Origin of the sequence: Peterkaempfera podocarpi, from assembly GCF_042466665.1 — a bacterium.
GTDB classification, from domain to species: Bacteria; Actinomycetota; Actinomycetes; order Streptomycetales; family Streptomycetaceae; genus Peterkaempfera; species Peterkaempfera podocarpi.
Map to the genome: position 1 here is coordinate 4,065,854 of NZ_CP162102.1, position 22,102 is coordinate 4,087,955.

General features: G+C 72.7%; 20 protein-coding genes and 1 pseudogene. 15 read left to right on the top strand and 6 right to left on the bottom strand.

Annotated elements, in window-relative coordinates; all coding sequences use genetic code 11:
• Positions 1–49 precede the first annotated feature (49 nt).
• The 7 genes from AB0761_RS17815 to AB0761_RS17845 all read left to right on the top strand — a co-directional run bounded on the left by AB0761_RS17815 (position 50) and on the right by AB0761_RS17845 (position 8,607).
• A complete protein-coding gene (locus tag AB0761_RS17815; protein ID WP_377270031.1) occupies positions 50–1,078 on the top strand; it encodes a ketoacyl-ACP synthase III family protein in 1,029 nt (342 codons plus the stop codon).
• A gap of 121 nt (positions 1,079–1,199) precedes the next feature.
• Positions 1,200–2,171, top strand: coding sequence for an aromatase/cyclase (locus AB0761_RS17820; protein ID WP_377270032.1), 972 nt, complete (start codon positions 1,200–1,202; stop codon positions 2,169–2,171).
• Positions 2,158–2,790, top strand: a complete 633-nt coding sequence (locus AB0761_RS17825) for a hypothetical protein (protein ID WP_377270033.1) — start codon at positions 2,158–2,160, stop codon at positions 2,788–2,790. The genes AB0761_RS17820 and AB0761_RS17825 overlap by 14 nt, the downstream gene beginning before the upstream one ends.
• A 232-nt stretch (positions 2,791–3,022) precedes the next feature.
• Complete coding sequence (locus tag AB0761_RS17830) at positions 3,023–4,762, top strand: fatty acyl-AMP ligase (protein WP_377270034.1); 1,740 nt, start codon at positions 3,023–3,025, stop codon at positions 4,760–4,762.
• Complete coding sequence (locus tag AB0761_RS17835; RefSeq protein WP_377270035.1) at positions 4,759–6,486, top strand: acyl-CoA dehydrogenase family protein; 1,728 nt, start codon at positions 4,759–4,761, stop codon at positions 6,484–6,486. The genes AB0761_RS17830 and AB0761_RS17835 overlap by 4 nt, the downstream gene beginning before the upstream one ends.
• Positions 6,487–6,542: 56 nt before the next feature.
• Positions 6,543–7,772 (top strand): acyltransferase domain-containing protein, encoded by a 1,230-nt coding sequence (locus tag AB0761_RS17840; protein WP_377270037.1) that lies wholly within the window; start codon positions 6,543–6,545, stop codon positions 7,770–7,772.
• A gap of 1 nt (position 7,773) precedes the next feature.
• Positions 7,774–8,607, top strand: a complete 834-nt coding sequence (locus AB0761_RS17845) for a 4'-phosphopantetheinyl transferase family protein (RefSeq protein WP_377270039.1) — start codon at positions 7,774–7,776, stop codon at positions 8,605–8,607.
• A 7-nt stretch (positions 8,608–8,614) separates the two neighbouring features.
• Here the strand turns inward: AB0761_RS17845 and AB0761_RS17850 are convergent, their stop codons facing one another.
• The 4 genes from AB0761_RS17850 to AB0761_RS17865 form a co-directional block, all read right to left on the bottom strand.
• The gene (locus AB0761_RS17850) at positions 8,615–9,229 is read right to left on the bottom strand and encodes a DNA-binding response regulator (RefSeq protein WP_377270041.1); all 615 of its coding nucleotides are present in this window, start codon (positions 9,227–9,229) and stop codon (positions 8,615–8,617) included.
• A gap of 45 nt (positions 9,230–9,274) precedes the next feature.
• Positions 9,275–10,456, bottom strand: a complete 1,182-nt coding sequence (locus AB0761_RS17855) for a sensor histidine kinase (protein ID WP_377270043.1) — start codon at positions 10,454–10,456, stop codon at positions 9,275–9,277.
• Between the two features lie 201 nt (positions 10,457–10,657).
• Entirely contained in the window at positions 10,658–12,922 is a 2,265-nt protein-coding gene (locus AB0761_RS17860; protein ID WP_377270045.1) for a TOMM precursor leader peptide-binding protein, read from the bottom strand.
• Positions 12,919–13,203 (bottom strand): hypothetical protein, encoded by a 285-nt coding sequence (locus AB0761_RS17865; RefSeq protein ID WP_377270047.1) that lies wholly within the window; start codon positions 13,201–13,203, stop codon positions 12,919–12,921. Before AB0761_RS17865 ends, AB0761_RS17860 begins: the two co-directional genes overlap by 4 nt.
• 258 nt (positions 13,204–13,461) lie before the next feature.
• On the opposite strand from AB0761_RS17865, the gene AB0761_RS17870 reads away from it, so the two are divergent.
• The 8 genes and pseudogenes from AB0761_RS17870 (at position 13,462) to AB0761_RS17905 (ending at position 20,510) form a co-directional block, all read left to right on the top strand.
• On the top strand, positions 13,462–14,256 hold the full coding sequence (locus AB0761_RS17870) for a BTAD domain-containing putative transcriptional regulator (RefSeq protein WP_377270048.1): 795 nt from the start codon (positions 13,462–13,464) through the stop codon (positions 14,254–14,256).
• A 469-nt stretch (positions 14,257–14,725) separates the two neighbouring features.
• Positions 14,726–15,991 (top strand): beta-ketoacyl-[acyl-carrier-protein] synthase family protein, encoded by a 1,266-nt coding sequence (locus AB0761_RS17875; protein WP_377270050.1) that lies wholly within the window; start codon positions 14,726–14,728, stop codon positions 15,989–15,991.
• Positions 15,988–17,204: pseudogene (locus AB0761_RS17880) on the top strand (ketosynthase chain-length factor). Before AB0761_RS17875 ends, AB0761_RS17880 begins: the two are co-directional and overlap by 4 nt.
• Before the next feature lie 41 nt (positions 17,205–17,245).
• Positions 17,246–17,500, top strand: a complete 255-nt coding sequence (locus AB0761_RS17885; RefSeq protein ID WP_377270052.1) for an acyl carrier protein — start codon at positions 17,246–17,248, stop codon at positions 17,498–17,500.
• Positions 17,501–17,771: 271 nt separating this feature from the next.
• On the top strand, positions 17,772–18,836 hold the full coding sequence (locus tag AB0761_RS17890; RefSeq protein WP_377270053.1) for a hypothetical protein: 1,065 nt from the start codon (positions 17,772–17,774) through the stop codon (positions 18,834–18,836).
• The gene (locus tag AB0761_RS17895) at positions 18,725–19,549 is read left to right on the top strand and encodes an acyltransferase domain-containing protein (RefSeq protein ID WP_377270054.1); all 825 of its coding nucleotides are present in this window, start codon (positions 18,725–18,727) and stop codon (positions 19,547–19,549) included. Before AB0761_RS17890 ends, AB0761_RS17895 begins: the two co-directional genes overlap by 112 nt.
• Entirely contained in the window at positions 19,546–19,782 is a 237-nt protein-coding gene (locus tag AB0761_RS17900; RefSeq protein ID WP_377270055.1) for a DUF6059 family protein, read from the top strand. The genes AB0761_RS17895 and AB0761_RS17900 overlap by 4 nt, the downstream gene beginning before the upstream one ends.
• A 71-nt stretch (positions 19,783–19,853) precedes the next feature.
• The gene (locus tag AB0761_RS17905; protein WP_377270056.1) at positions 19,854–20,510 is read left to right on the top strand and encodes a pentapeptide repeat-containing protein; all 657 of its coding nucleotides are present in this window, start codon (positions 19,854–19,856) and stop codon (positions 20,508–20,510) included.
• A 98-nt stretch (positions 20,511–20,608) separates the two neighbouring features.
• Here AB0761_RS17905 and AB0761_RS17910 read toward each other — a convergent pair whose 3' ends face one another.
• Entirely contained in the window at positions 20,609–20,851 is a 243-nt protein-coding gene (locus tag AB0761_RS17910; protein WP_377270057.1) for a hypothetical protein, read from the bottom strand.
• A 398-nt stretch (positions 20,852–21,249) separates the two neighbouring features.
• Positions 21,250–22,041, bottom strand: a complete 792-nt coding sequence (locus tag AB0761_RS17915) for a VOC family protein (protein WP_377270058.1) — start codon at positions 22,039–22,041, stop codon at positions 21,250–21,252.
• Positions 22,042–22,102 lie beyond the last annotated feature (61 nt).

Here is a 22,102-nt window from a genome sequence, read left to right on the forward strand (position 1 = left end):
GGGGACGTCCCGGCGACCACGCCCCATCACTATCCATCCGGGAGTTGCTGTGCGAGTGGAGGACATCTTCATCCGGGGGACCGCGATATGCCTTCCCTCCTCACTGCTGGTCGCCGACGCCGTCGCCTCCGGTGCCTGCCCGCCCCGGCTGGCCGCCGCCACCGACATGGTCTCGGTCGCCTGGTCGCCCGACCAGTCGGCCGCCGAGATGGCCGCCGACGCGGCCCGTACGGTGCTGGAGCGGGCCGGTTCCGCCCCCGAGGACCTCGATCTGATCCTGCATGCCGACACCTACCACCAGGGTCAGGACCTGTGGCCCGTGGCCTCGTACATCCAGCGCGAGGCCGGCGGCGGCAGCTGCCCCGCGCTGGAGATCCGCCAGATGTCCAACGGCGGACTGGCCGCGCTGGACCTGGCCGCCGCCTATCTCACCGCCGACCGCAACCGCTGCGACGCCCTGCTGACCACCGCCGACCGCTTCTGCGCGCCCGGCATCGACCGCTGGCGCACCGACCCGGGCACTCCCTATGCCGACGGCGCCACCGCGCTGGTGCTCTCCCGCCGGGGCGGTTTCGCCCGGCTGCGGTCGCTGGCCGTGCTCGCCGACGCCGAGCTGGAGCCGCTGCACCGCGGCCGGGAGCCGTTCAGTCCGGCGCCGTTCACCCATCGCATCCCGGTGGACTTCGAAGAGGCCAAGAAGGCGTTCATCGGCGAGATGGGCATGTCGTTCGCCGTCTCCCGGGCGCACTCCGGCCAGCAGACGGTGCTGAAGCAGGCGCTGTCGGACGCCGACATGGAGCTCGCCGAGGCCGACTGGGTGCTGCTGCCCCACTTCGGCCGGCGGCGCCTCCAGGCCATCTACTACAAGCCGTTCGGCATCGATCCCCAGCGCACCACCTGGGACTGGAGCCGGACGGTGGGCCATCTGGGCGCCGGGGACCAGTTCGCCGGCCTGGACCGGCTGGCCGTGTCCGGGGCGGCGAAACCCGGCGACCGCATCGTGCTGGTGGGCGTCGGGGCCGGCTACAGCTGGGGCGCCGCCGTGGTGGAGATCCTGGAGCGGCCCGGCTGGGCCTGACTGCAGCACCGCTCAAGTCGATCTCAAGTGACAGCTGACATCGTGAAGCAGCCGCACCCGCGTGCGGCGTGAACCGAAGGGAAGGTTCGCCGTGGCCGCAACGACCGCGACTGACAGGGACGTGACGACGGGCGTCCGCGTCACCGAGCACTCCATCACCGTCTCTGCGCAGCCTGCGGATGTCTTCGCGCTGGTCGCCGAGGTGTCCGGGTGGCCGCAGCTCTTCGGCCCCACCGTCCATGTGGAGGTGCTGGAGGAGCGCCCGCTGGACGGCTGCCGCAGTGAGCAGCTGCTGCAGATCTGGGCGACCGCGGGCGGGCAGGCCCGGACCTGGACCTCGGCCCGCACCCTGGACGAAGGCGCCGGCCGCATCCGCTTCCGCCAGGTGGTCTCCGCTCCCCCCGTGCAGTCCATGGGCGGCGAGTGGATCGTCGAGCAGGACGGCGAAGGCACCCGAGTGACGCTGCTGCACCACTATCGCGCCATCGGCGACGACCCGGCCGCGGTGGAGCTGATCGAGCAGGCCGTCGACCGCAACAGCCGCGCCGAGCTGGCGGCGCTGAAGGCCGGTGCGGAGCTGGGCGCACTGCGGGGGGAGCTGATGTTCACCTTCAGCGACGCCCAGCAGATCGACGGCTCGGCCGAGGACGTCTTCGCCTTCCTGGACCGCGCAGACCTCTGGCCCGAGCGGCTGCCGCATGTGGCCCGGCTGGAGCTGGCGGAGGACGAGCCCGGCATCCAGCACATGGACATGGACACCCGCAGCCCCGACGGCTCCACCCACAACACGGTCTCGATCCGGGTGGTCTTCCGCGACCGCCGGACGATCGTCTACAAGCAGACCCGGGTACCCGCCGCGATGGCCGGGCACACCGGCCGCTGGGTGATCGAGCCGGCCGAGGACGGCGCCGGGATCGTCGCCACCTCCTGGCACACCGTGGTCCTCGACCCCGAAGGCGTCCGCCGGATGCTCGGCCCGCAGGCCACACTGGAGGAGGCACGGGCCCTGGTTCGCAAGGCCCTGGGCACCAACAGCTCGACCACCTTGCGCCATGCCAAGGAGTTCGCGGAGGAAGCACATGCCGGGACGTGATCTCAACGGTCCGCTCACAGTGATCAACCGCTTCACGGCCAAGGACGATTTCGAGGCCTTTGAGCGCGAGTTCCGCGAGCACTGCCAGTTCCTGCGCCGGCAGGCACACTTCGACTTCCTCGTCACGGTGCAGCTGGTGGACCAGCCTCAGGTGTATGTGCACCTGGCGCACTGGCAGAGCCTGCAGGGGTTTCTGCAGCTGGTGCATGAGGACGCCTTCCTCAAACACGTCCAGCGGCTGGGCACGATGGTGGAGGCCCATGCCGACCAGGCGCTCAGCGTCAACCGGGTGCTGCGGACCGAGGCCCTGCCGGGTGCGGCCAACGTCGTACTGACGCATGCCCAGGTGATCGGCGAACACCGGGAGTTCGAACGGCGCTTCCGCGACACCTCCGAGCACTTCGGGCAGCTCGGCGGCTTCGGCGGCAGCGATCTGCTGCGCTCGACGGTCAGCCCGACCAACTACCTCGGGGTCTCCTGGTGGTACGACACCGAGTCCTGCGACCGGGCGCTGGGCAGCGAGGGCTACCAGGAGCACCGGATCGGCATGGCCGGCACCGCCGATGTGGCCACCGAGCGCACCCGACTCATCGCCTACGAGCGCGCGATCACCGGCTGAGCCGTCCGCTCCGGCGTGCGACGAGCCGAGGACCCCCTGGTCCTCGGCTCGTCCGCGTTCCGGGCCCGAGGGCGCTTCGAGCCCCTCGGCGCACCATGCAGTTAAGGCCACACATCCGTGCGGTTCCGGGCGCGGTCGAGTCCGCCTCCAGATCACGCTCCTACCGTCCGCGGAGACGAACAGGCCCGACCTCAAGGGCGTGGTGGCACTGACGGCATGCGAGGGGGAGGCAGTGAACGGCTACCGCAACTTCTCAGAGCTCATCCTGGCCAAGGCGGCTGAGCTGCCTGGCAGGGAGGCACTGGTCCTGCTGCCCGAGCACGACGGCCGAGCACAGCCGCAGGTGGTCTCCTACCGGGCTCTGGACGCCGCCGCCAAGCGGCTGGCGGGCTGGCTGCAGGACCGCGGGGCCGCGGGAGAGCGGGTTCTGGTGGTGCACGGCGACCGCAGGCTCTTCGCGGTCAGCTTCCTGGCCTGCCTGTACTCGGGCGCCATCGCCGTCCCCGCGGCACCGCCCGGCGGACGCGGGCACCACGCCGCGCGGATCGCTGGGATCGCCAGGGACGCGGCGCCCTGCCTGGCGCTGACCGACGCCGCGCTGGCGCCGGACCTGTCGCGGCTGCTGGCCGGACACGGCTACGGTCAGATCCCGTGTCTGGCCGCAGATGTGGTCCCGCCGTCGGCGCCCTGGCAGCAGCCCGCGCTGACCGGCGACTCGGTGGCCTTCCTCCAGTACACCTCGGGCTCCACCAGGGAGCCCAGGGGCGTGGTGGTGACCCATGGCAATCTGCTGGCCAACCAGCAGGCCATCACCGAGGCGCTGGGCACCGGGCCGCAGTCGCGGTTCGGCGGCTGGCTGCCCTTCCACCACGACATGGGCCTGGTGGGCCAGTTGCTGCATCCGCTGTGGCACGGGGCCACCTCGGTGCTGCTGTCGCCGGAGGCCTTCGTCCGGCGGCCGGTCCGCTGGCTGGAGGCGATCTCCCGCTACGGGCTGACGGTCAGCGGGGCCCCCGACTTCGCCTATGAGCTCTGCGTCCACCGCACCACGGACGAGCAGCTGGCCGGGCTCGACCTCTCCCGCTGGGAGCGTGCCGTCAGCGGCGGGGAGCCGGTGCGCGCGGAGACCTGGCAGGCCTTCGCCGAGCGGTTCGCCCCCGCGGGCCTCCGTCCCGGGGCGCTGACCGCCGCCTATGGTCTTGCCGAGGCGACCCTGCTGGTCAGCGGTGGAGTGAGCGAACCGCACGGGGCGGGGCGGGTGGTGGACAGCGCCGCACTGCAACGCCACGGGCTGCGCGAGAGCCGGCCGGGCCGCCCCGCCACCACCCTGGTGCCTGCCGGGCGGGCCGTCGGCGCGGAACTGCGGATCGTGGACCCGGAGACCCTGGTGGTGCGGCCGGACGGCGAGATCGGCGAGATCTGGGTCCGCGGCGGCAGCGTGGCGCACGGCTACTGGCGGCGGCCGGGGGAGTCGGTCCACACCTTCCGCGCCACCACGGCGGACGGTGAGAGCGGCTTTCTGCGCACCGGCGACCTGGGCGCGGTGCAGGACGGCGTCCTGCATGTGACCGGCCGGCTCAAGGACGTGATCGTGGTGGCCGGGCGCAACCTCTACCCGCAGGACCTGGAGCAGACCGTGCAGCGGGTCAGCGCGCTGTTCGGCTCGACCACCGCCTTCGCGGTGCCCGCCGGGCGCGAGCACGTGGTGGTGGTCCAGGAGCTGCGCGCCAGAAGCCGGTACGACGTGGACCTGCCGGGTCTGGCCACCGCGGTGGAGAGCTGCCTCTCCCAGGAGTTCGAGCTCCAGGCCGGTGCGGTGCTGCTGGTCCGCCCCGGCACGGTGCGCCGCACCACCAGCGGCAAGGTGGAGCGCTCGGCGATGCGCCGGCTGTTCCTGCGGGGCGAGCTGAAGCCGCTTCACCAGAAGGTCAGGCCGGAGATACAGCGAATGATCGCCGGGAGCCGTCGATGACACCACAGGACCGGATCGACCGGTTGGAGCAGGACTTCGGGCCGCTCCTCGCCGCCGAGAACCCGCTTGGCCAGCATGCGCTGCTCGCCGCCGACGCACGGGGCGAGGTGCTCGCCGAGGCCGAGCGGGTGCTCGACGCCTACGGGCTGAACGCCGAGTTCGTGCCCCCGGAGTTCGGCGGCCGGCTGTCCCGGATGGATGTGCTGGGCCGGGTGCTCCGGCCGGTCTTCCGCCGGGACGCCTCACTCGGCTTCGGATACGGCCTGAACTGCTTCTTCGCCGCCGTCCCGGTGTGGACCGGCGGCAACCGCGCCCAGCGGGAGCAGGCCGCCCGGATGCTGCTGGAGGGGCGGCGGATCGCCGTGGTGCGGCACGAGGTGGCGCACGGCAACGCCTTTGTCCGCGACGAGTTCGAGGCCGCCCCGCACCCGGACGGCTACCTGCTGAACGGCAGCAAGGCGGTGATCGCCAACGCCGCCAGGGCGGCCGGGCTGGTGGTCTTCGCCCGCACCGGCGCCGAGGAGCGCGGGCGGGCGCACTCGGTGCTGCTGCTGGACCGGGCCGAGCTGCCGGCCGACCGGGTCGAGGACCTGGAGCGCCACACCACCAACGGGATGCGCAGTACCGAGTTCGGCGGCCTGCGGGTGCACGACTGCCCGGTCCCGCAGTCGGCCCTGGTGGGCGGGCTCGGCGACGGCTATGAGCTGTCGCTGCGGTCGTCGCTGGTGATCCGGGGGCTGATCCCGTCCATCGTGCTGGCCGGCGGGGACACCGCGCTGCGCACGGTGGCCAGGTTCGCCGCCCGGCCCCGGCCCGACGGCCGGTCCTCGCTGGATGTGCGGCATGTCCGGGACGTCCTCACCGGGGCCTTCCTGGATCTGCTGGTGAGCGACTGCCTGGCGCTGGTCGCCACCCGGGCGCTGCATCTGATTCCCAAGCAGATGAGTGCCTATGCGGCCACCGCCGCCTATCTGGCGCCCAAGCTGGTGGCGGAGTCGATGGACGAGATGTCCGCCGTACTGGGCCAGCAGAGCTTCGCCGAGGACGGCACCTACGGGATGTTCCAGAAGCATCTGCGGGACCTCCCGGTGACCTCGCTGGGCCATGCCGGCAGCGCGGGCCGCCAGGTGTCCATCCTGCCGCAGCTGCCGTTCTTCGCCCGGCACGCCTGGTTCGCCGATCCCGAGGCACCCGGGGAGCTGTTCCGGCTGCATGCGGAGCTGCCGCCGCTGGATCTGGCGGAGGCGGCGCTGCTGGGCGACGGGGACCCGCTGGCGGCGACCCTGGTGGCCTGCACGGATCTGCTGGAGGCCGCGGACGAAACGGACGACGACCATGCCGACCGGAGCGGCGGCTCCGCGCTGCGGTTCCTGGCGCGGGGGTTCACCGTCGAACTGGACGAGCTGCGCAAGGTGTTCGTCGACATCGCACCCGACGACCGCCAGGCGCTGGTCAGTCCGCACTCCTTCGGCCTGGCCGACCGCTATGCGCTCGTCCTGGCCGCGGCCGCCTGTCTGGGGGTGTGGCGGGAGCAGCGAGCGGAGGACGACCCGTTCCTGGCCGACCCGTCCTGGCCCACCGCGGCTCTCTACCGGCTGGGACGCCGCCTCGGCCTGGCCCTGCCGGACCGTCCCGCGGCGGCCGAGCAGCGGGTGCTCGCGGAGGTCCTGGCACGACTGCACGGCCGCCGCAGCTATGACCTCTACGGCTCTGCGCTGGCCTGACGCGGGCCCCACCGCGCCCGGGCGGGCGCCCCGCACATCGACGAAGGAGCACAGCGATGAACACACCGAGGGACCCGGACTACCACGGCTGGCTGTCAGGGCGGCTGTCCCACTATGTGGGGCGGAGGGTGGCCGACGACGTCCCGTTCACCGAGCTCGGCCTGGACTCGGTCGCCGCGCTGAGCCTGTACGGGGACGTCGAGGAGGAGTTCGGCCCGGTGATCGACCCCACCGACATCTGGGTCTACCCGACCGTCCAGGAGCTCGCCGCCTATCTGGAGCTGCGAGACATCAGGCTGGGCAGCGACCAGCAGGTGCGGGCGGCGTTCGTCTTCACCGGCCAGGGCTCCCAGCACCCGGGGATGACCTCGGGGCTGTACCTCAACTCCACCGGCTACCGCCGCTTCCTGGACGAGGCCGCCGAGGCCCTGCTGCCGTACACCGGCACCTCGGTGGTCGACCTGATCCTCAGCCGGGACCAGCGGATCCACCAGACCGCCTTCACCCAGCCCGCGCTGTTCGCGGTGGAGTACGCGCTGGCGCGGACGCTGGAGGAGGCGGGGGTGCAGCCCGTGGCGGTGCTGGGCCACGGGATCGGCGAGTTCGCGGCGGCGGCGATCGCCGGCTCGCTGAGCCTGGAGCACGCGGCCAAGCTGGTCGCGGTGCGCGGTGCCTTCATGCAGTACCTGCCGTCGGGCGGCGGGATGATGGCCACCTGCGCGGCGCCCTACGAGGCGGCGGAGCTGCTGGCCGACGAGCCCGGTGTGGCCATCGGCGCCATCAACGCCGCCCGGGCGACCGTCCTCTCCGGCGAGATCGGCGGACTGGAGCGGATCCAGTACAAGCTGGAGGCGCGCGGGATCGCCTGTATGCAGCTGAAGGTGACCCATGCCTTCCACTCACCGCTGATGGAGCCGATGCTGGCCAGGTTCGAGGCGGTGACCCGGCGGCTGCCGGGCGGCGCCCCGAGGCTGCCGTACTACTCCACCGTGCACGGCCGGCTGACCAATGAGCCGCTGTACGCGCCGTACTGGACCGCCCATGCCACCTCGCCGGTGCGGTTCGCGGAGGCGGCCCGGCAGCTGCTGGACCAGCAGGCGCTGACCCATGTGGTGGAGATCGGGCCGCGGGTGGTGCTCACCCCGTTCATCCGCCGGATGGGCGGCGCCCAGGGGCCGAGCTGCCTCGCCATGTGCCGCGGTCCGGAGACCAACGCGGTGTATCTGGCCGGTGTGCTCTCCGCCTTGGACGCCGGGCCGCTGGCCCACCCTCTGGTGAGGACCTGAGATGACGGGGTCCGCCGAACAGCTTCCACCGCTGCGCACCGCGCTGGACCCCCGGGGGCCGTGGGACCCGGTCCGGGAGGACCTGACCACGTCGGGTTCGGCCCTGGTGTACTGCACGCTCGGCGGGTGGGCGGGACAGTTGGCCGAGCCGTCGCGGTTCCGCCCGGTGCTCGGCCGGGACTGGCTGCGTTACCAGTCGCTCTCCCATCCGCGCGCCCAGGAGCGCTTCCTGGCGTCCCGGCTGCTGCTGCGGCAGGCCGCGGCGGCCGCCATCGAGACCGGGCCGGAGCTGGTGGACCTGGCGTACCAGCCGGGCGGCCGGCCGTATGTGCGCGGCTGCGACCAGATCGACATCAGTCTCAGCCACACCGAGGAGGTGGTGGTGGTCGGGGTGACCCGGCGGGGCCGGATCGGGGTGGATGTGGAGCTGGCGGACCGCCGGATGGCGGGCACCGGTTCGGAGCGGCAGGGCTTCACCAGATATGAGCTGGACCGGGTGGACCGGGAGGACTGCAGTCTGCGCAATGACACCCTGGTGCGGCTGTGGACGCTCAAGGAGGCGTACAGCAAGGCGCTGGGGCAGGGCCTGCGGTTCCGCTTCACCGAGTTCGGCTTCGCGCTCGACGGGGGCGAGGCCAGGCTGGTGCAGCCCGGCGGGGAAGCGGTACGCGGGGGCTCCGCCTGGACCTTCGGGACGTTCTCCCTGGAGCGGCGCTATGTGGTGAGCGTCGCGGTGCATGACGCGGGCTTCGGCGACAGCGTGGACCTGTCGGTCGGGACGGCGCTGGACGAGGGCCTGCTCGACACCCTGCTCCGTACCTCACAACGGTTCTGACGGTCAGTCACGGAATCCAGCCCGCCTCCTCGGCGATCCTCACGGCGTCGATCCGGTTGCGGGCGTTGAGCTTGGCGACGATGGCGGTGAGGTAGTTCTGCACGGTACCCTTTGACAGGTACAGGCAAGCTGCGACCTCGGCGGCGTCGGCACCCCGGGCGGCGATCCTCAGCACCTCCAGCTCCCGTGGGGACAGCGGGTTGGACGGGCAGTCCCAGGCCGAGAGCGCCAGCTGCGGGTCGACCACCCGCTGGCCCTGGGCGACCGCCCGCACGGCCTGGGCCAGCCGGTCCGGCGGTGCGTCCTTCAGCAGGAAGCCCGACACCTGGGCGGCCATGGCCCGGCGCAGGGTTCCGGGTCTGCCCAGGCTGGTGAGGATCAGGGTGCGGCAGCCGGGGAGCCGGTCGTGCAGGCTTGCCGCCGCGGTGAGGCCGTCGATGCCCGGGAGGTCGACGTCGATCACCGCGACATCGGGTCTGGACTCCAGCGCCGTTCTGACGATCAGGTCGCCGCGGTCCACCGAGGCGACCACCTCGAAGTCGGGCTCCAGCTCCAGCAACGCCACGAGTGCGCCGCGGATCATATGGACGTCCTCGGCGAGCAGGATCTTCACGGACAGCATTGGCCCCCCTTGTCCTGACGTTGCCCGGATCGTGAGCCTAGACCCTCAGGCCACGGACCGTATGCAGCCTTCCTCCGGCCCCTCCGCTGCCGGGGCAGGGTTCTCGGGGCGCATCGGCGCCTCCGCCACGAGCTCGAACTGACCGTCCGCCCGCACTCCGGCGGTCACCCGCCCGCCGATGGCGCCGAGCCGGGTCTGCAGATTGCCGATCCCGCTTCCGCTGCGCGGGGAGGAATCCAGCCGTTCCTCGGACACACCGTCGTTGACCATGGTGAGCAGGACCGTTTCTGCCTCGGTGACCGCCGCGCTGACGGTGCACACCTGGACCTTGCTGTGCCGCAGCAGATTGGTGACCCCCTCGCGCAACGCCGTGGCCAGCACGGTGTCGACCAGCGGATGGAGCCGTCCGCAGTCGATGACGACCTCCGCCTGGATGTCGGCCGCCTTCAGGGTCCTCGCCGCCGACTCCGCCTCCGCGGCCAGCGACATGTCCCGGTAGCCGCTGGCCACCAGCCGGACATCCGCGAGTGCCTGGCGGGACACCTCCAGCACCTCCGTGGTCTCCTCACGTGCCCGGTCCGGCCGGAGGCCGATCAGCCGGTGGATCAGCTCGGTCTTGAGCGTGATCGCCGAAAGGCTGTAGCCCAGCAGGTCGTGCAGGTCCCGTGCGAACCGCAGCCGCTCCTGGAGGACCGCCGCCCGCGCCAGCTCACCCCGGGAGGAGTGCACCTCCGCGACCAGGTCGGCCAGCCGGGTCAGCCCATAGATGATGAAGCCGGTCAGCATCGTGGACTGGACGACGTACACGATGTCGAAGACCGAGGGCTCCAGCAGGATGCCGAACCCCAGCGAACTGAGGGAGACCAGTCCGAAGGCGCCCCATCCCGCCCGTTTGGGCAGCAGCAGCAGGGTCGAGCCCGCGAGACAGCCCAGCATGCCTCCCCAGACCTCACCGAAGACCGCGGCCGGCCCGTAGGTGAGAGCCGCCTGCAGAGCCAGCGAGGCGGCCCTCCGCCATAACGCCCAGCGGCGGATCCTCGAGGAGGAGTTGACCACCTGCACGGCGAAGACGGCCAGGATGCACAGCACGAACGCGGCGAGCCGCGGCCCCCGCGCCCCCCCGATCGTCACATTGGTGATCGCCAGTGCCGCGAAGCACAGCAGGGCGAAGATCGTCATCGTCCTGGCGAGCCGCGGGGCGGGCAGGTCCTGCGTCGCCAACGGCACTGCTCCGCCCCCGGCGGCGGGCGCCGGCGGGGGCGGCGGATCTCGGAAGGGGGCTCCGGACGCGTGGCCGGAAACCATGCCGTTGACCTCTGTCCCGTCCAAGGTCCCCCCACTCCAGGGCCGCTGGGTCAAGCCGGATCGTAGCGCGCGGGACTTGACGCAGCCACAGGGAGAGACCCGTTCCCCCGTTAAGTATCCGTGTCACACGAAGAGGGGGATGGGATTGAGATCTTCAAAAGCCGACGGCCTGGCGATCCTGCCCAGGCGCACAGGCGTCTCGAACAGCCTGCCCGGGGCGAATCTGGCCCAGAAGTGCCGCATTCCCGGGACGATCACCTTGACCACCGGGAGCTCGATATCCGGACGCGTCTGATCAAGGACCAGCAGTTCCATTCCCTGCGCGCGGACCATTCTTTCCGCCACCGCGATGTCCTCCCTGAGGTCGGTCCTGGCCCGGTGCCCGTAGTCGGCCGGACCGCGCGCCGACTCACCGGGATCCGGCGTCAGATATGGCTGGTTCCGGACGGTCGCCCCGGTCCACCAGGACATCAGCTCCGGATCGCGCAGGCGGTACCCGGAACCGTCCGCCCGGGATTCGCACACCGCCGGAAGCAGCTGCCCCATTTCGGTGAGCGCCCTGCGCAGGGCGATCCGCGGATCGAAGTGCGCACCGAAGCCGAACGCCAGGTCCTCCGCGGCCTTGTCCGTCCGACGGGAGACCGCGGCCATCACCGGGACGCCGAAATCCGAGGAGAGATCGACGACCCACAGCTCCCGGTGCATCCGCGCGTAGACGGTGCGCAGCCGGGTAATCCAGGGCTCGTCGAATGCATCGAGGTCCACGGCCGGATGCCGGGTGCGGTTGTACCACCACAGCGCCACCGCGTCGCGTTCAACCACTTCCAGGAATCCCTGGACGATCGCGTCCTCCAGGCTGCTTCCTGCCGCGTTGCCGTTGGAGTCCGCCCACGGCCCGTGCGGGTCCTCGCCGTAGTAGAGCATCGAGGTGGGGAGCAGCCGGTGGGTGCCGGCAGTGAGCGACCAGACCGGCGTCCAGTCCACCGGCCGGTCCGGGTCGAAGGGCGCGGGCACCTGGTGGAACGCCGAGTGGGTGGCGTTCCACCGCTCCCGGGAGCGGAACTGCCGCTCGTCGAAGAGCTGGCAGTCGTTGGGGTGCAGCGCCTGCGGCCCCAGCCCGCGCAGGGTGTCGCGCACCACGGGCTCATCGCCCTGCCGGGTGGCGCAGTAGCGCTCCGCGGCCTCGCAGAGCGCTCCGACCTCCGCCTCCAGCGGGGTCGTCCCCTTACCTCCGCTGCTGCTGCGCAGACCGCTGCGGAGCCCGGCCAGGGTCCGCGGCTCCATCGCCAGATTGCGCCCCGAGACATAGCAGTTGACGCCCTCGGGCAGCCGGTTGTCGGGGCGTACCGCGTCCACGATCCCGGTGACGGGGCTGACCAGATGGCGGTAGCGGCGCAGCACCTGCTCGGGCGGCAGCGCCCGGTCGCCGCTCTCGGTGCCGGGCACCTTGGGACGGGAGACCGGCTCCACCGGTGCCAGCACCCTGGCCGCCGAAAGGCCCGGGTCTCCGCAGTCGGCGCACTGGGGCCGCCGCCGGACGCCGTGGTGACGGGTCTTCATGGCCAGGGTGTCCATGATGCAGATCCCGTCCTCGCCCATGTCCCGCACCCCGGCCAGCCAGCGCGCCACCGCCAGGACGGCCGCCTGGAGACCCATGGCGCGGCTTGCCGCCAGTGACGCCTCGGGCCGTGGGAGCGGACCGTTGATGCCGAGCGCCCGCTGGAGCGGGAGCTCGGAGCGCCGCTGCCCGCGCAGCCGGTGCGCCAGGCACGACCAGCACGCCCCTTCCGGCTGGAAGACCGGACCGATCCAGGGCTGCGCGCCGCCGGGCTTGGCCAGCAGCCATGGGCGTCCGGCTGCCCGCAGCCCGGCGTCGATCGCCCGCAGCTGCGGGTCGAGGTAGTCGTCGCAGAGGACCAGGGTGAGGGCCGCCGGAGCGGTGTCCGACGCCTCCCGTACGGAGAGCCCGGACGCCGAGCAGACCCGTCGGGCCTGCTCGGCGTCGATCCGCCCGGTCGCCACCACGGCGACCGGCAGCCGTCCGAGGGCGGCCTCCGCCTCGCCGCCGTCCACCCCGGCAAGCTCCCAGTACGCCTGGGCGGCGTCGTCCACGGCGGGCACGCGGTACCCGACCAGGTTGGCCCTGGCCAGGTCCGCGATCAGCCGGCCGGCCGCGGCGGCGGGCACCTGCGGCTCCGCCTCCGCGAGCAGTCGCTCCAGAGTGCGCGTCCCGTCGAGCAGTGGGGCGAGCTTCTCGACGTACCTGCCCTGGACTGCGGTGACACCCTGGGCGGAGAGCAGGTACGTCGCCTCGCCCGGGACGATTTCGAGGCGCAGATGGGGCTTGAAGCCCAGCGGCCGGCCGGCCTGCTCCGCCTCCGGTCTCATCGCGCCAGCGCGGCCGGCGAGGTGATGCAGAAGCTGCTGCGGGCCTCCAGCAGGAGGTCGTTCGCGGGGTCGAGGTCCTCGATCAGCAGCAGGGAGTCGTCGTCGACGTCCCCGCCCAGGTACAGCGGCTCGGCCGCGGTCAGGCCGAACTCGGCCAGCACCGCCACCGGGTCGTTGGCGTAGCGCTGGGCCAGCTCGGGCTCCAGCCCGGTACGGGCGGAGAGCTCGGCGAAGCGGCGGGCCTCGTCGGCCCGAAGAGCGAGCACGGACGGATCTGCCATGATCTGCATGGTGTGTTCCCCCAGAGAGTCGGATGCCGTGTCGAACGTCGTGCTGCGGCTCGTTTCCTGACCAGGAGTCTGCGGACTTCGACCGTTCCGCGCCCAGTGTGGGACTCATGTGCGCGGCATGACATTTTCACGATCCGCCTCATGAGCCGCTCACTGGGCAGTCAAGAGGTGTGGTGACAGGCTCGACCCCATGCTTCGACAAGCGCCGGCGGCCGGATGACCGACGGATGAGGCTGAGGGGAGAGCACCATGGAGATCAAGGTTCTCGGGCCGCTGACCGCTCACGAACACGGCGTGTCGATCGTGCCGAGTGCAGCCAAGCCGCGGCAGATACTCGCACTGCTCGCGTTGCAGGCCGACCGTGTGGTCACGGTCCCGACGCTGATGGAGGAGATCTGGGGGGCCGACGTTCCACGCAGTGCGGCGACCACTCTGCAGACCTACATCCTCCAGCTCCGGCGCAAGATCGCTGCCGCACTCGACGGCGATCCCACCCGTGACGCCAAGGACGTCCTGATCACCCAGCACGGCGGTTATCTGCTCCAGGTGCAGCCGGGGCAGATCGACGTCCACGAGTTCGAGCAGTTCGCCGCCTCCGGCCGGGCCGCCTACGACGCCCGGGACTACCGCGCGGCGTCCGAACTGCTCGGCAGCGCACTCGCCCTGTGGCAGGGGCCCGCCCTGGTGGACGTCAGGGCCGGCAGCGTGCTGGAGCTGGAGGTGCTGCGGATGGACGAGGACCGGATGGCCACCCTGGAGCGCCGGATCGACGCCGACCTGCGGCTGGGCCGGCACAACGAGGTCGTCCCCGAGCTGCGGGTCCTGGCGGCCCGTCACCCCATGCACGAGAACTTCTGCGCCCAGCTGATGCTTGCCACCCACCGCTCCGGCGGCGCCTGGCGCGCGCTGGAGGCGTACCAGCGGCTGCGCGGCACCCTGGTGCACGAGCTCGGCCTGGAGCCCTCGCCCAAGCTGCAGCGGCTGCACCACGCGGTCCTCTCCGGAGACCCGGGCCTGGACCTCAAGCCCACCGCCGTCAACTGACCCGCGGACCGGCCCGACCGGTTCCGCACCCCCACCCGCGGCACATCCCGGCGCCCGACCGCGCCACAGCCCAGGGGCGCGGGGAACCACGCGACCACACCCCCTCCGCGGAGGGCCGGCCGCGCCGTTCCCCGCGCCCCTGGGGCATACGGGGTGCCCCCGTCGCAGCAGCGCAGGACCGCACCGGACCGCCCTGCGGCGGCCTCCCTCCCGAACCGTTCCACGGGGACCCGAGCGTCCGTCGAGAGCCGGGTCGAACCATGACGGCACCGGCAGCGGGCGACGCCACAAGCGGCGCCCTGCCCGGCGTGGTCGGCCCGGGGCGGAGAGGAACAGACCCTGAACCGCCCCGGCCGCCGGACCCGATCCAGCAGCGGCCCCGACCGAAGGGAACCACAGTGGCCCGCACAGTTCCGACCGGCAGGAGCCCTCAGCGGCACCCGGCCCCGGCGAAGGCGAGGTAACGGCGATGCGCAGAGTCGTCATCACCGGTCTGGGCGTCGTGGCGCCGGGCGGCGTGGGTGTCAAGAACTACTGGGAGCTGCTCACCGCGGGCCGTTCGGCGACGCGGACCATCTCGTTCTTCGACGCCTCGCCGTTCCGCTCCCAGGTCGCCGCCGAGTGCGACTTCGACCCCAAGGCCTCCGGCCTGTCCCCCCAGGAGATCCGCCGGCTCGACCGGGCCGCCCAGTTCGCGGTGGTCTCCACCCGCGAGGCGGTCGCCGACAGCGGCCTGGACCTCTCCGCCCTCGACCCCGGCCGGATCGGCACCTCCCTGGGCAGCGCGGTCGGCTGCACCACCAGCCTGGAGCGCGAGTACGTCGTGGTCAGCGACGGCGGCCGCAAGTGGAACGTCGACCACGAGTACGCCGTGCCCGAGCTGTACCGGCACTTCGTGCCCAGTTCCATGGCCGCCGAGGTCGGCTTCGCGGCCGGTGCCGAGGGCCCCGCCGCGGTGGTCTCCACCGGCTGCACCTCGGGGCTGGACTCGCTCGGCCACGCCGTGGAGCTGATCCGCGAGGGCACCGCCGATGTGATGATCGCCGGCGCCACCGAGGCGCCGATCTCCCCCATCACCTCGGCCTGCTTCGACGCCATCCACGCCACCACCCCGCGCAACGACGACCCCGAGCACGCCTGCCGTCCCTTCGACCGGACCCGCAGCGGCCTGGTGCTGGGCGAGGGCGCGGCGATCCTGGTGCTGGAGGAGCTGGAGGCAGCCCGGGCCCGCGGTGCGCACATCTACGCGGAGATCGCGGGCTTCGCCGCCCGCTGCAACGCGTACCACATGACCGGCCTCAAGCCCGACGGCCGGGAGATGTCCCAGGCCATCGACGCCGCGCTGGACGAGGCCCGGCTCGACCCCACCTCCATCGACTACATCAACGCGCACGGCTCCGGCACCAAGATGAACGACCGCCACGAGACCGGGGCCTTCAAGAAGAGCCTGGGCGCCCATGCGTACGCGACCCCGGTCAGCTCCATCAAGTCGATGATCGGCCACTCGCTGGGTGCCATCGGGTCCCTGGAGATCGCCGCCTGCGCCCTGGCGATGGAGCACGGGCTGCTGCCGCCCACCGCCAATCTGCACGAGCCCGACCCGGAACTCGACCTGGACTACATCCCGCTGGTCGCCCGCGAGAAGCAGACCGACACCGTGCTCAGCGTCGGCAGCGGCTTCGGCGGCTTCCAGAGCGCCATGGTGCTGGCCAGGCCGGAGAGGAGCCTGTCATGAGCCCCACCACGGTGGTGACCGGCCTGGGGGTCGCGGCTCCCAACGGCCTCGGCACCGAGGAGTACTGGAAGGCGACCCTGGCCGGGCAGTCCGGTCTCGGCCGGATCACCCGCTTCGACGCCTCGCAGTACCCGTCCACCGTCGCCGGGGAGGTCCCCGGCTTCGTCGCCGAGGAGCACATCCCCGCCGGCTGATGCCGCAGACCGACCATATGACGCGACTGGCACTGGCCGCGGCCGAGTGGGCCATCAAGGACGCCGCCGTCGTCCCCGACCAGCTGCCGGAGTACGGCATGGGCGTGGTCACCGCGGCCTCCGGCGGCGCCGTCGAGTTCGGCCAGCGCGAGCTGCAGAACCTGTGGAGCCAGGGCAAGGAGTACGTCAGCGCGTACCAGTCCTTCGCCTGGTTCTACGCGGTGAACACCGGTCAGATCTCCATCCGCCACAAGATGCGCGGCCCCAGCGGGGTGCTGCTCACCGAGCAGGCCGGCGGGATCGACTCGCTCGGCCACGCCCGGCGGCACATCCGCAAGGGCGTCCCGCTGGTGGTCTCCGGCGGTGTCGACGCCGCCGTCTGTCCCTGGGGCTGGGTGCCGCAGATCGCCTCCGGCCTGCTCAGCACCGAATCCGATCCCAGCCGCGCCTATCTGCCGTTCTCCGCCGAGGCGAGCGGCTACGTCCCCGGCGAGGGCGGCGCGATCCTGGTCGTCGAGGACGCCGACTCGGCGCGCAGCCGCGGCGCGGCCCAGATCTACGGCGAGATCGCCGGCTATGCCGCCACCCTCGACCCGGCCCCCGGCTCCGGCCGCCCGCCGGGGCTGCGCCGTGCCGCCGAGAACGCCCTGGCGGACGCCGGACTCACCCCCGCCGACATCGACGTGGTCTTCGCCGACGCCGCCGGGACCCCCGCCCTGGACCGCGCCGAGGCCGAGGCCATCGTGGCCGTCTTCGGCGCCCGCGCCGTCCCGGTGACCGCCCCCAAGAGCATGACCGGGCGGCTGCTGGCCGGCGGCTCCGCCCTCGATGTGGCGACCGCGCTGCTGGCACTGCGGGACGGCGTGATCCCGCCGACCGCCCCGGTGGCCGCTGCGGCACCCGAGTACTCCATCGACCTGGTCACCGAGGCCAGGGATGCGCGACTGCGCACCGCCCTGGTGCTCACCCGGGGCCACGGCGGCTTCAACGCCGCCCTGGTCGTCCGCCGCAGTGCCTGACCCTTTCCCGTCTCCGCGCCCCATCCAAGAGAGGACCAGCCATGCCCATCACCACCGAAGTGACCCTCGCCGACCTGACCCGGATGCTGCGCGAGAGCGCCGGTGAGGAGGAGGGCGTCGACTTGGACGGCGACGTCATCGACACGCCCTTCATCGACCTCGGCTACGACTCACTGGCCCTGCTCCAGGTCATCGGTCAGATCCAGCGTGAGTACGGCCTCGTCATCCCGGACGACGCGGTCGTCGACGCGGAGACCCCCCGCGCCCTGCTGGCCCTCATCAACAGCGCTTCCTGACCCGGTCGGCCGCCCCACCGCCCCGGCGGGGCGGCCGGCCTCGGCAACCCCGGTCCGCGGCGCCGCCCCGGGGCCGCCTGGCGACTCCGCACGGACCCGGGCCGGGCAGGCCCCGGCAGCTCCGTACACCCAGGGGCGCGGGGAACCGCGTGAGAAACCCGCGCCTTCACCGCGGGCCGACCGCGCGGTTCCCCGCGCCCCTGGGGCTTGGCGGGTGGGCCCCGCCCCCTGTCCGCGATCCTTCGTATCCGACCCCGCAAGGAGAGCACGGATGTCGCTCACAGCCCACACCGCGGTCACCCGCCGCCTCACGGTCGAGGCCGGCTCCGGCCGGCTGCGCAGAACCGCGGCCGACGTCCCCGGGCCGCTGCTGGAGGCGCTCGGCCACCACCGCACGGACCGCCTGCCCGCCCGCACGGTGCTGTACGTCGGCGGCTTCGAACCCTCCGAGGCACCGCCGCCGGACCACCGCGGCCTGCCGGTCCGCACCCTGGCCACCCCCGGCCAGGCGCTGCGCCTCGCCCACCTCGAACTCCAGGCCAAGACCACCGACCTGGCACTGCTGGCCACCCTGGACAACCCCATCACCGGCACCGTCACCGTCCAGGTGCTGCGCCGGGCAGCGGAGGCCGTCGCCGAGGGGCCCGTGGTCGGCGCGCTGGACCTGACCGGGCTCGGCCCCTGGCCCAGCTCCCCGCTGGACCCGGAGCACTCGGTCGTCCTGCGCCCGCTGCGCCACGGCGGCCCGGTCGGCGACCCCGACCGGCACCGGCTGCTGGTGTGGTCCGGCCGTGACGAAGCCGACGAGCGCCAGGTCAGGCATGAACTGCACACCCTGCTGGAGGGCCTGCAGCCGCAGGGCTTCCCCGCACTGCCCACCGCGGTGCCCTACGGACGGGCCTTCGGCCCGGTGCGGGCCGCCGCCGTCACCACCGCACGGCAGGCCCCCGCCGCCGTCGAGGCGGCCAGGGCGGCCACCACCGGCCGCCCCCGCCCGGTCGCGCTGCTCTTCCCCGGCCAGGGCTCCCAGCACACCGCGATGGCCGCCGGCCTCTACGGGCACGAGCCGGTCTTCACCGCAGCCGTGGACGCCGTACTGGACCTGTTCGGCGACGAGGGCCCGGCGGTCCGCACCGACTGGCTCGGCGACCGCCCGGCGATCCCGATCGACGACGTCCGCGCGCCCAGCCGCTGCTCTTCGCGGTCGACTACGCACTCGGCCGGATGGTGCTCAGCTGGGGCGTGCGTCCGGCGGCGCTGCTGGGCCACAGCGCCGGGGAGCTGGTCGCGGCGACACTGGCCGGAGTGGTGTCGCTGTCCGACGCGGTCGCCATGATGCGGGAGCGGGTACGGCACGCGGTGCGGATCCCGGCGGGCGGGATGCTCGCGGTCGCCGCCTCCGAGTCGTCACTGCGCCGGTATCTCCACGGCGATGTGGCCGTCGCCGCGGTCAACGCCAACCAGCAGACCATGCTGGCCGGTCCCACCGCACCGCTGGCCGAGGTGGCCGCCGCACTGCGCGCCGACGGCCACACCGTGGTCGCCGTACCGGCCACCAGCCCCTTCCACTGCCCGGCGATGGCCCCCGCCTCCGACGCCGTCGAGATCGCCTACCGCGGGCTGCGGTTCAACGAGCCGGAGATACCGTTCTACTCCGGCTACACCGGTGAACTGATGGGCCCGGACGAGGCGTTGAGCCCCCGCTACTGGGCCCGCCAGCTCACCGACACCGTCTGGTTCGCCCCGGCGCTGGAGCAGCTGCTCGCCGCGGACGACGTGCTGTTGGTCGAGGCCGGCCCCCGGCAGACCCTCACCGCCTTCGCCCGCCGCCACCGTGCCGTCAGGCTGGGCTCCAGTGCCGCCGTGGCGCTGCTTCCCGCCAAGCCCGGCACCCCGGAGGACGACCGGCGCAGTGTGCTCGGCGCTGCCGCCCGGATCTGGACCGAGGGCCACGACCTGGACCAGCAGGCGCTCTCCCGACTGTGGAACTGGACGGCCGAGCCCTCCGCCGAGGCTGCCAGACCACTCACCCCGGCAGGCCTGTCATGACACTGCGCCGGCTGCTGCGCCGCGTCGGGGAGGGGGTGATCGCAGCGGGCTGCCTGTGGGTGTACGTCCCGCCGGTCCAGGACGAGCAGCAACCCGCCGGCCCACCGCACCGCCACCCGGAGCGGCTCCGCCCGGACCTGCCGCTCAGCGAGCTGGAACTGCTGCTCGAACGCTCGCTGACCGCCCCGGGAGGGACGGCCCCGACCAGGGACGCAGTGGAGGGACGGCCCTGACGGACCCCGCTTGTCGGCGGCGCCTGCGACGATTCCGGGGCCGACCCTCCCCCGAGCCTGCGAGGTCCGCCGTGCCGAAGTCCCCCCGTGAACGCGACGACCTGCCGTACGCGGACCATCTGGTGCCGTTCCAGGGGGAGCTCGGCGCCGAGGAGTACCACGACACCCTGCTCTTCGACGGCCTGGACCTGGAGCAGCCGGCGGCCGGCGGCGCCCGCTTCACCGAGTGCGCCTTCTCCTCGGTGACCATCACCGGCGGCCGGCTGCGGCGGGCCCGGTTCAACGACGTCTGGCTGCACACCGTCCGCTGGGTGGGCACCGATCTGTCCCACACCGCCTGGCTGGACGCCGAGGTGGTCGCCGGGATGCTGGCCGGCCTGGAGGTCTACGACGCCGAGCTGCGCCGGGTCGCCTTCCACAACTGCAAGCTGGACTCGGTCAATCTGCGCGGCGCCCAGCTGCGCGAGGTGTCGTTCACCGACTGCCTGCTGCGGGATGTGGACTTCGGCGGGGCCGCGCTCACCGAGGTGACCTTCCCCGGTTCGGCCCTGGAGGGGGTGCGGTTCGACCGGGCCACCCTCAGCCGGGTCGACCTGCGGGACGCCACCGCGCTGGGCATCGCCGGCGGCCTGGACTCACTGCAGGGAGCGACGGTCTCCTCGGCGCAGCTGCTGGATCTCGCCCCGTTGCTCGCGGCCTCCCTCGGCATCACGGTCAAGGACCACTGACCGGCCGGGGGCGGGCGGCGCCGATGAAGTAGGACCGGAGCGATACGCCCCGGCCCTCTCCCTCCCGTCCCCGACTCAGGGACAGGTGACCGTGGGGGTCAGGGATGTACGACCACCACCTCGACCGGTGCGGAGCCGAGTGCCCCGTCCTCCACCGGGCAGTCCGGGCCGCCGGTGCCGCCCATGCCGTGCGTGCCGCCCGCGCCGTTCGTGCCGTCGGCCGCGGGGTCGGTGACACCCCCGGCCGCGGCCGGGGATGCGGCCGGTACATGGTCCCTGCCGCATCCCCAGTGCCCGCACCCCGGGCACCCGCTCACCTTGAGAGCGCTCTCATATGCCACCCGCGAAAGCACGCGTCACATGCTTTCGGGTGGGTGGTCGAGCCCGCCCATCGGGAAGCCGGCGGACTCGCGCCACGAGTCCACCGCGGCACGTTTTTACACGCCGTGGAGGAAGAGGGTCAATCCCCGTGCACAGACCTCCACGGCAGATCCGCGACGGACCAGGGATCCTGCGCACCAGGAGTTCCCCTATGCCCCCAGCAGTATCGTGCCGTCCCTCCCGCAGTGCACTGCGGGAAGGAAGGCCGGGTGCCCGACCCCCACCCCCGCGGCGGGTCGGGCACCCGGCTCACCGCGCCCGGCGACGCCCGACGGCGCACCCCGGCAGCGGCAGGGCTCCCCCGCAGTCGCCCACCCCTCCGCGGTGCGCCCGGCACGGCCGCCGAAGCCCACCGGCGCTACTCCGGCTTGAGCACCACGAAGTCCGCACCGGCGGGGTCCGCACAGAACGCCAGCCGCCCCACCCCGGGTGCGTCCTCCGGCTCCATCAGCACACTGCCGCCGCGCTCCTTCACCCTGGCGACGGTGGCGTCGCAGTCCGCCGAGGCGAAGACCGGATGCCAGGTGGCCCGGCCTCCCGCATAGGCGAGGTGCTCCGCGGGCAGCTCCATCAGCCCGCCGTGCATCCGCTCAGCCGGACAGCCTGCCGGGATGACCATGGAGTAGGTCCCCGGACCGCCACCGGGCAGCGGGAAGTCCTGCGTGGTCCAGCCGAACAACCCGCCGTAGAACTCCTTGGCGGCAGCGGCATCCAGGGTGTACAGCTCGGTCCAGCAGAGCCCGCCGGGCTGGTCCACCAGCTCGATCCCCGCCGTCTTCAGCGGCTGCCACACCGCGAACTGACCGCCCTGCGGGTCGCTGAACTGCGCCAGCCGCCCCTCCTCCCCCGCATCCCCCGGCGCCACCCGCACGGTGCCGCCGAGCCGCCGCACCGACGCTGCCGCCGCCTCGGCGTCCGGGGTGTGGAAGTAGACCATCCACGCCGAGCGGGCACCCTCCTCGGTGAGCCGGCCGAGTCCGCCGACCACCTTGCCGTCCAGCCGGAAGATCCCGTAGTCACCGGCTGCGGGCCCCTCCGACCGGAACTCCCAGCCGAACACCGCACCGTAGAAGTCGGCGGCGGCCGCGAGGTCCGGTGCGCCCAGGTCCAGCCAGGCCGGGGAGCCGGGGACGAAGTCAGTGGTGATCATGTCGGGTCCTCTCACTGAAGCACTGTCCACGGGTAGACCTCGCCGCCGCCTGGAACTCATC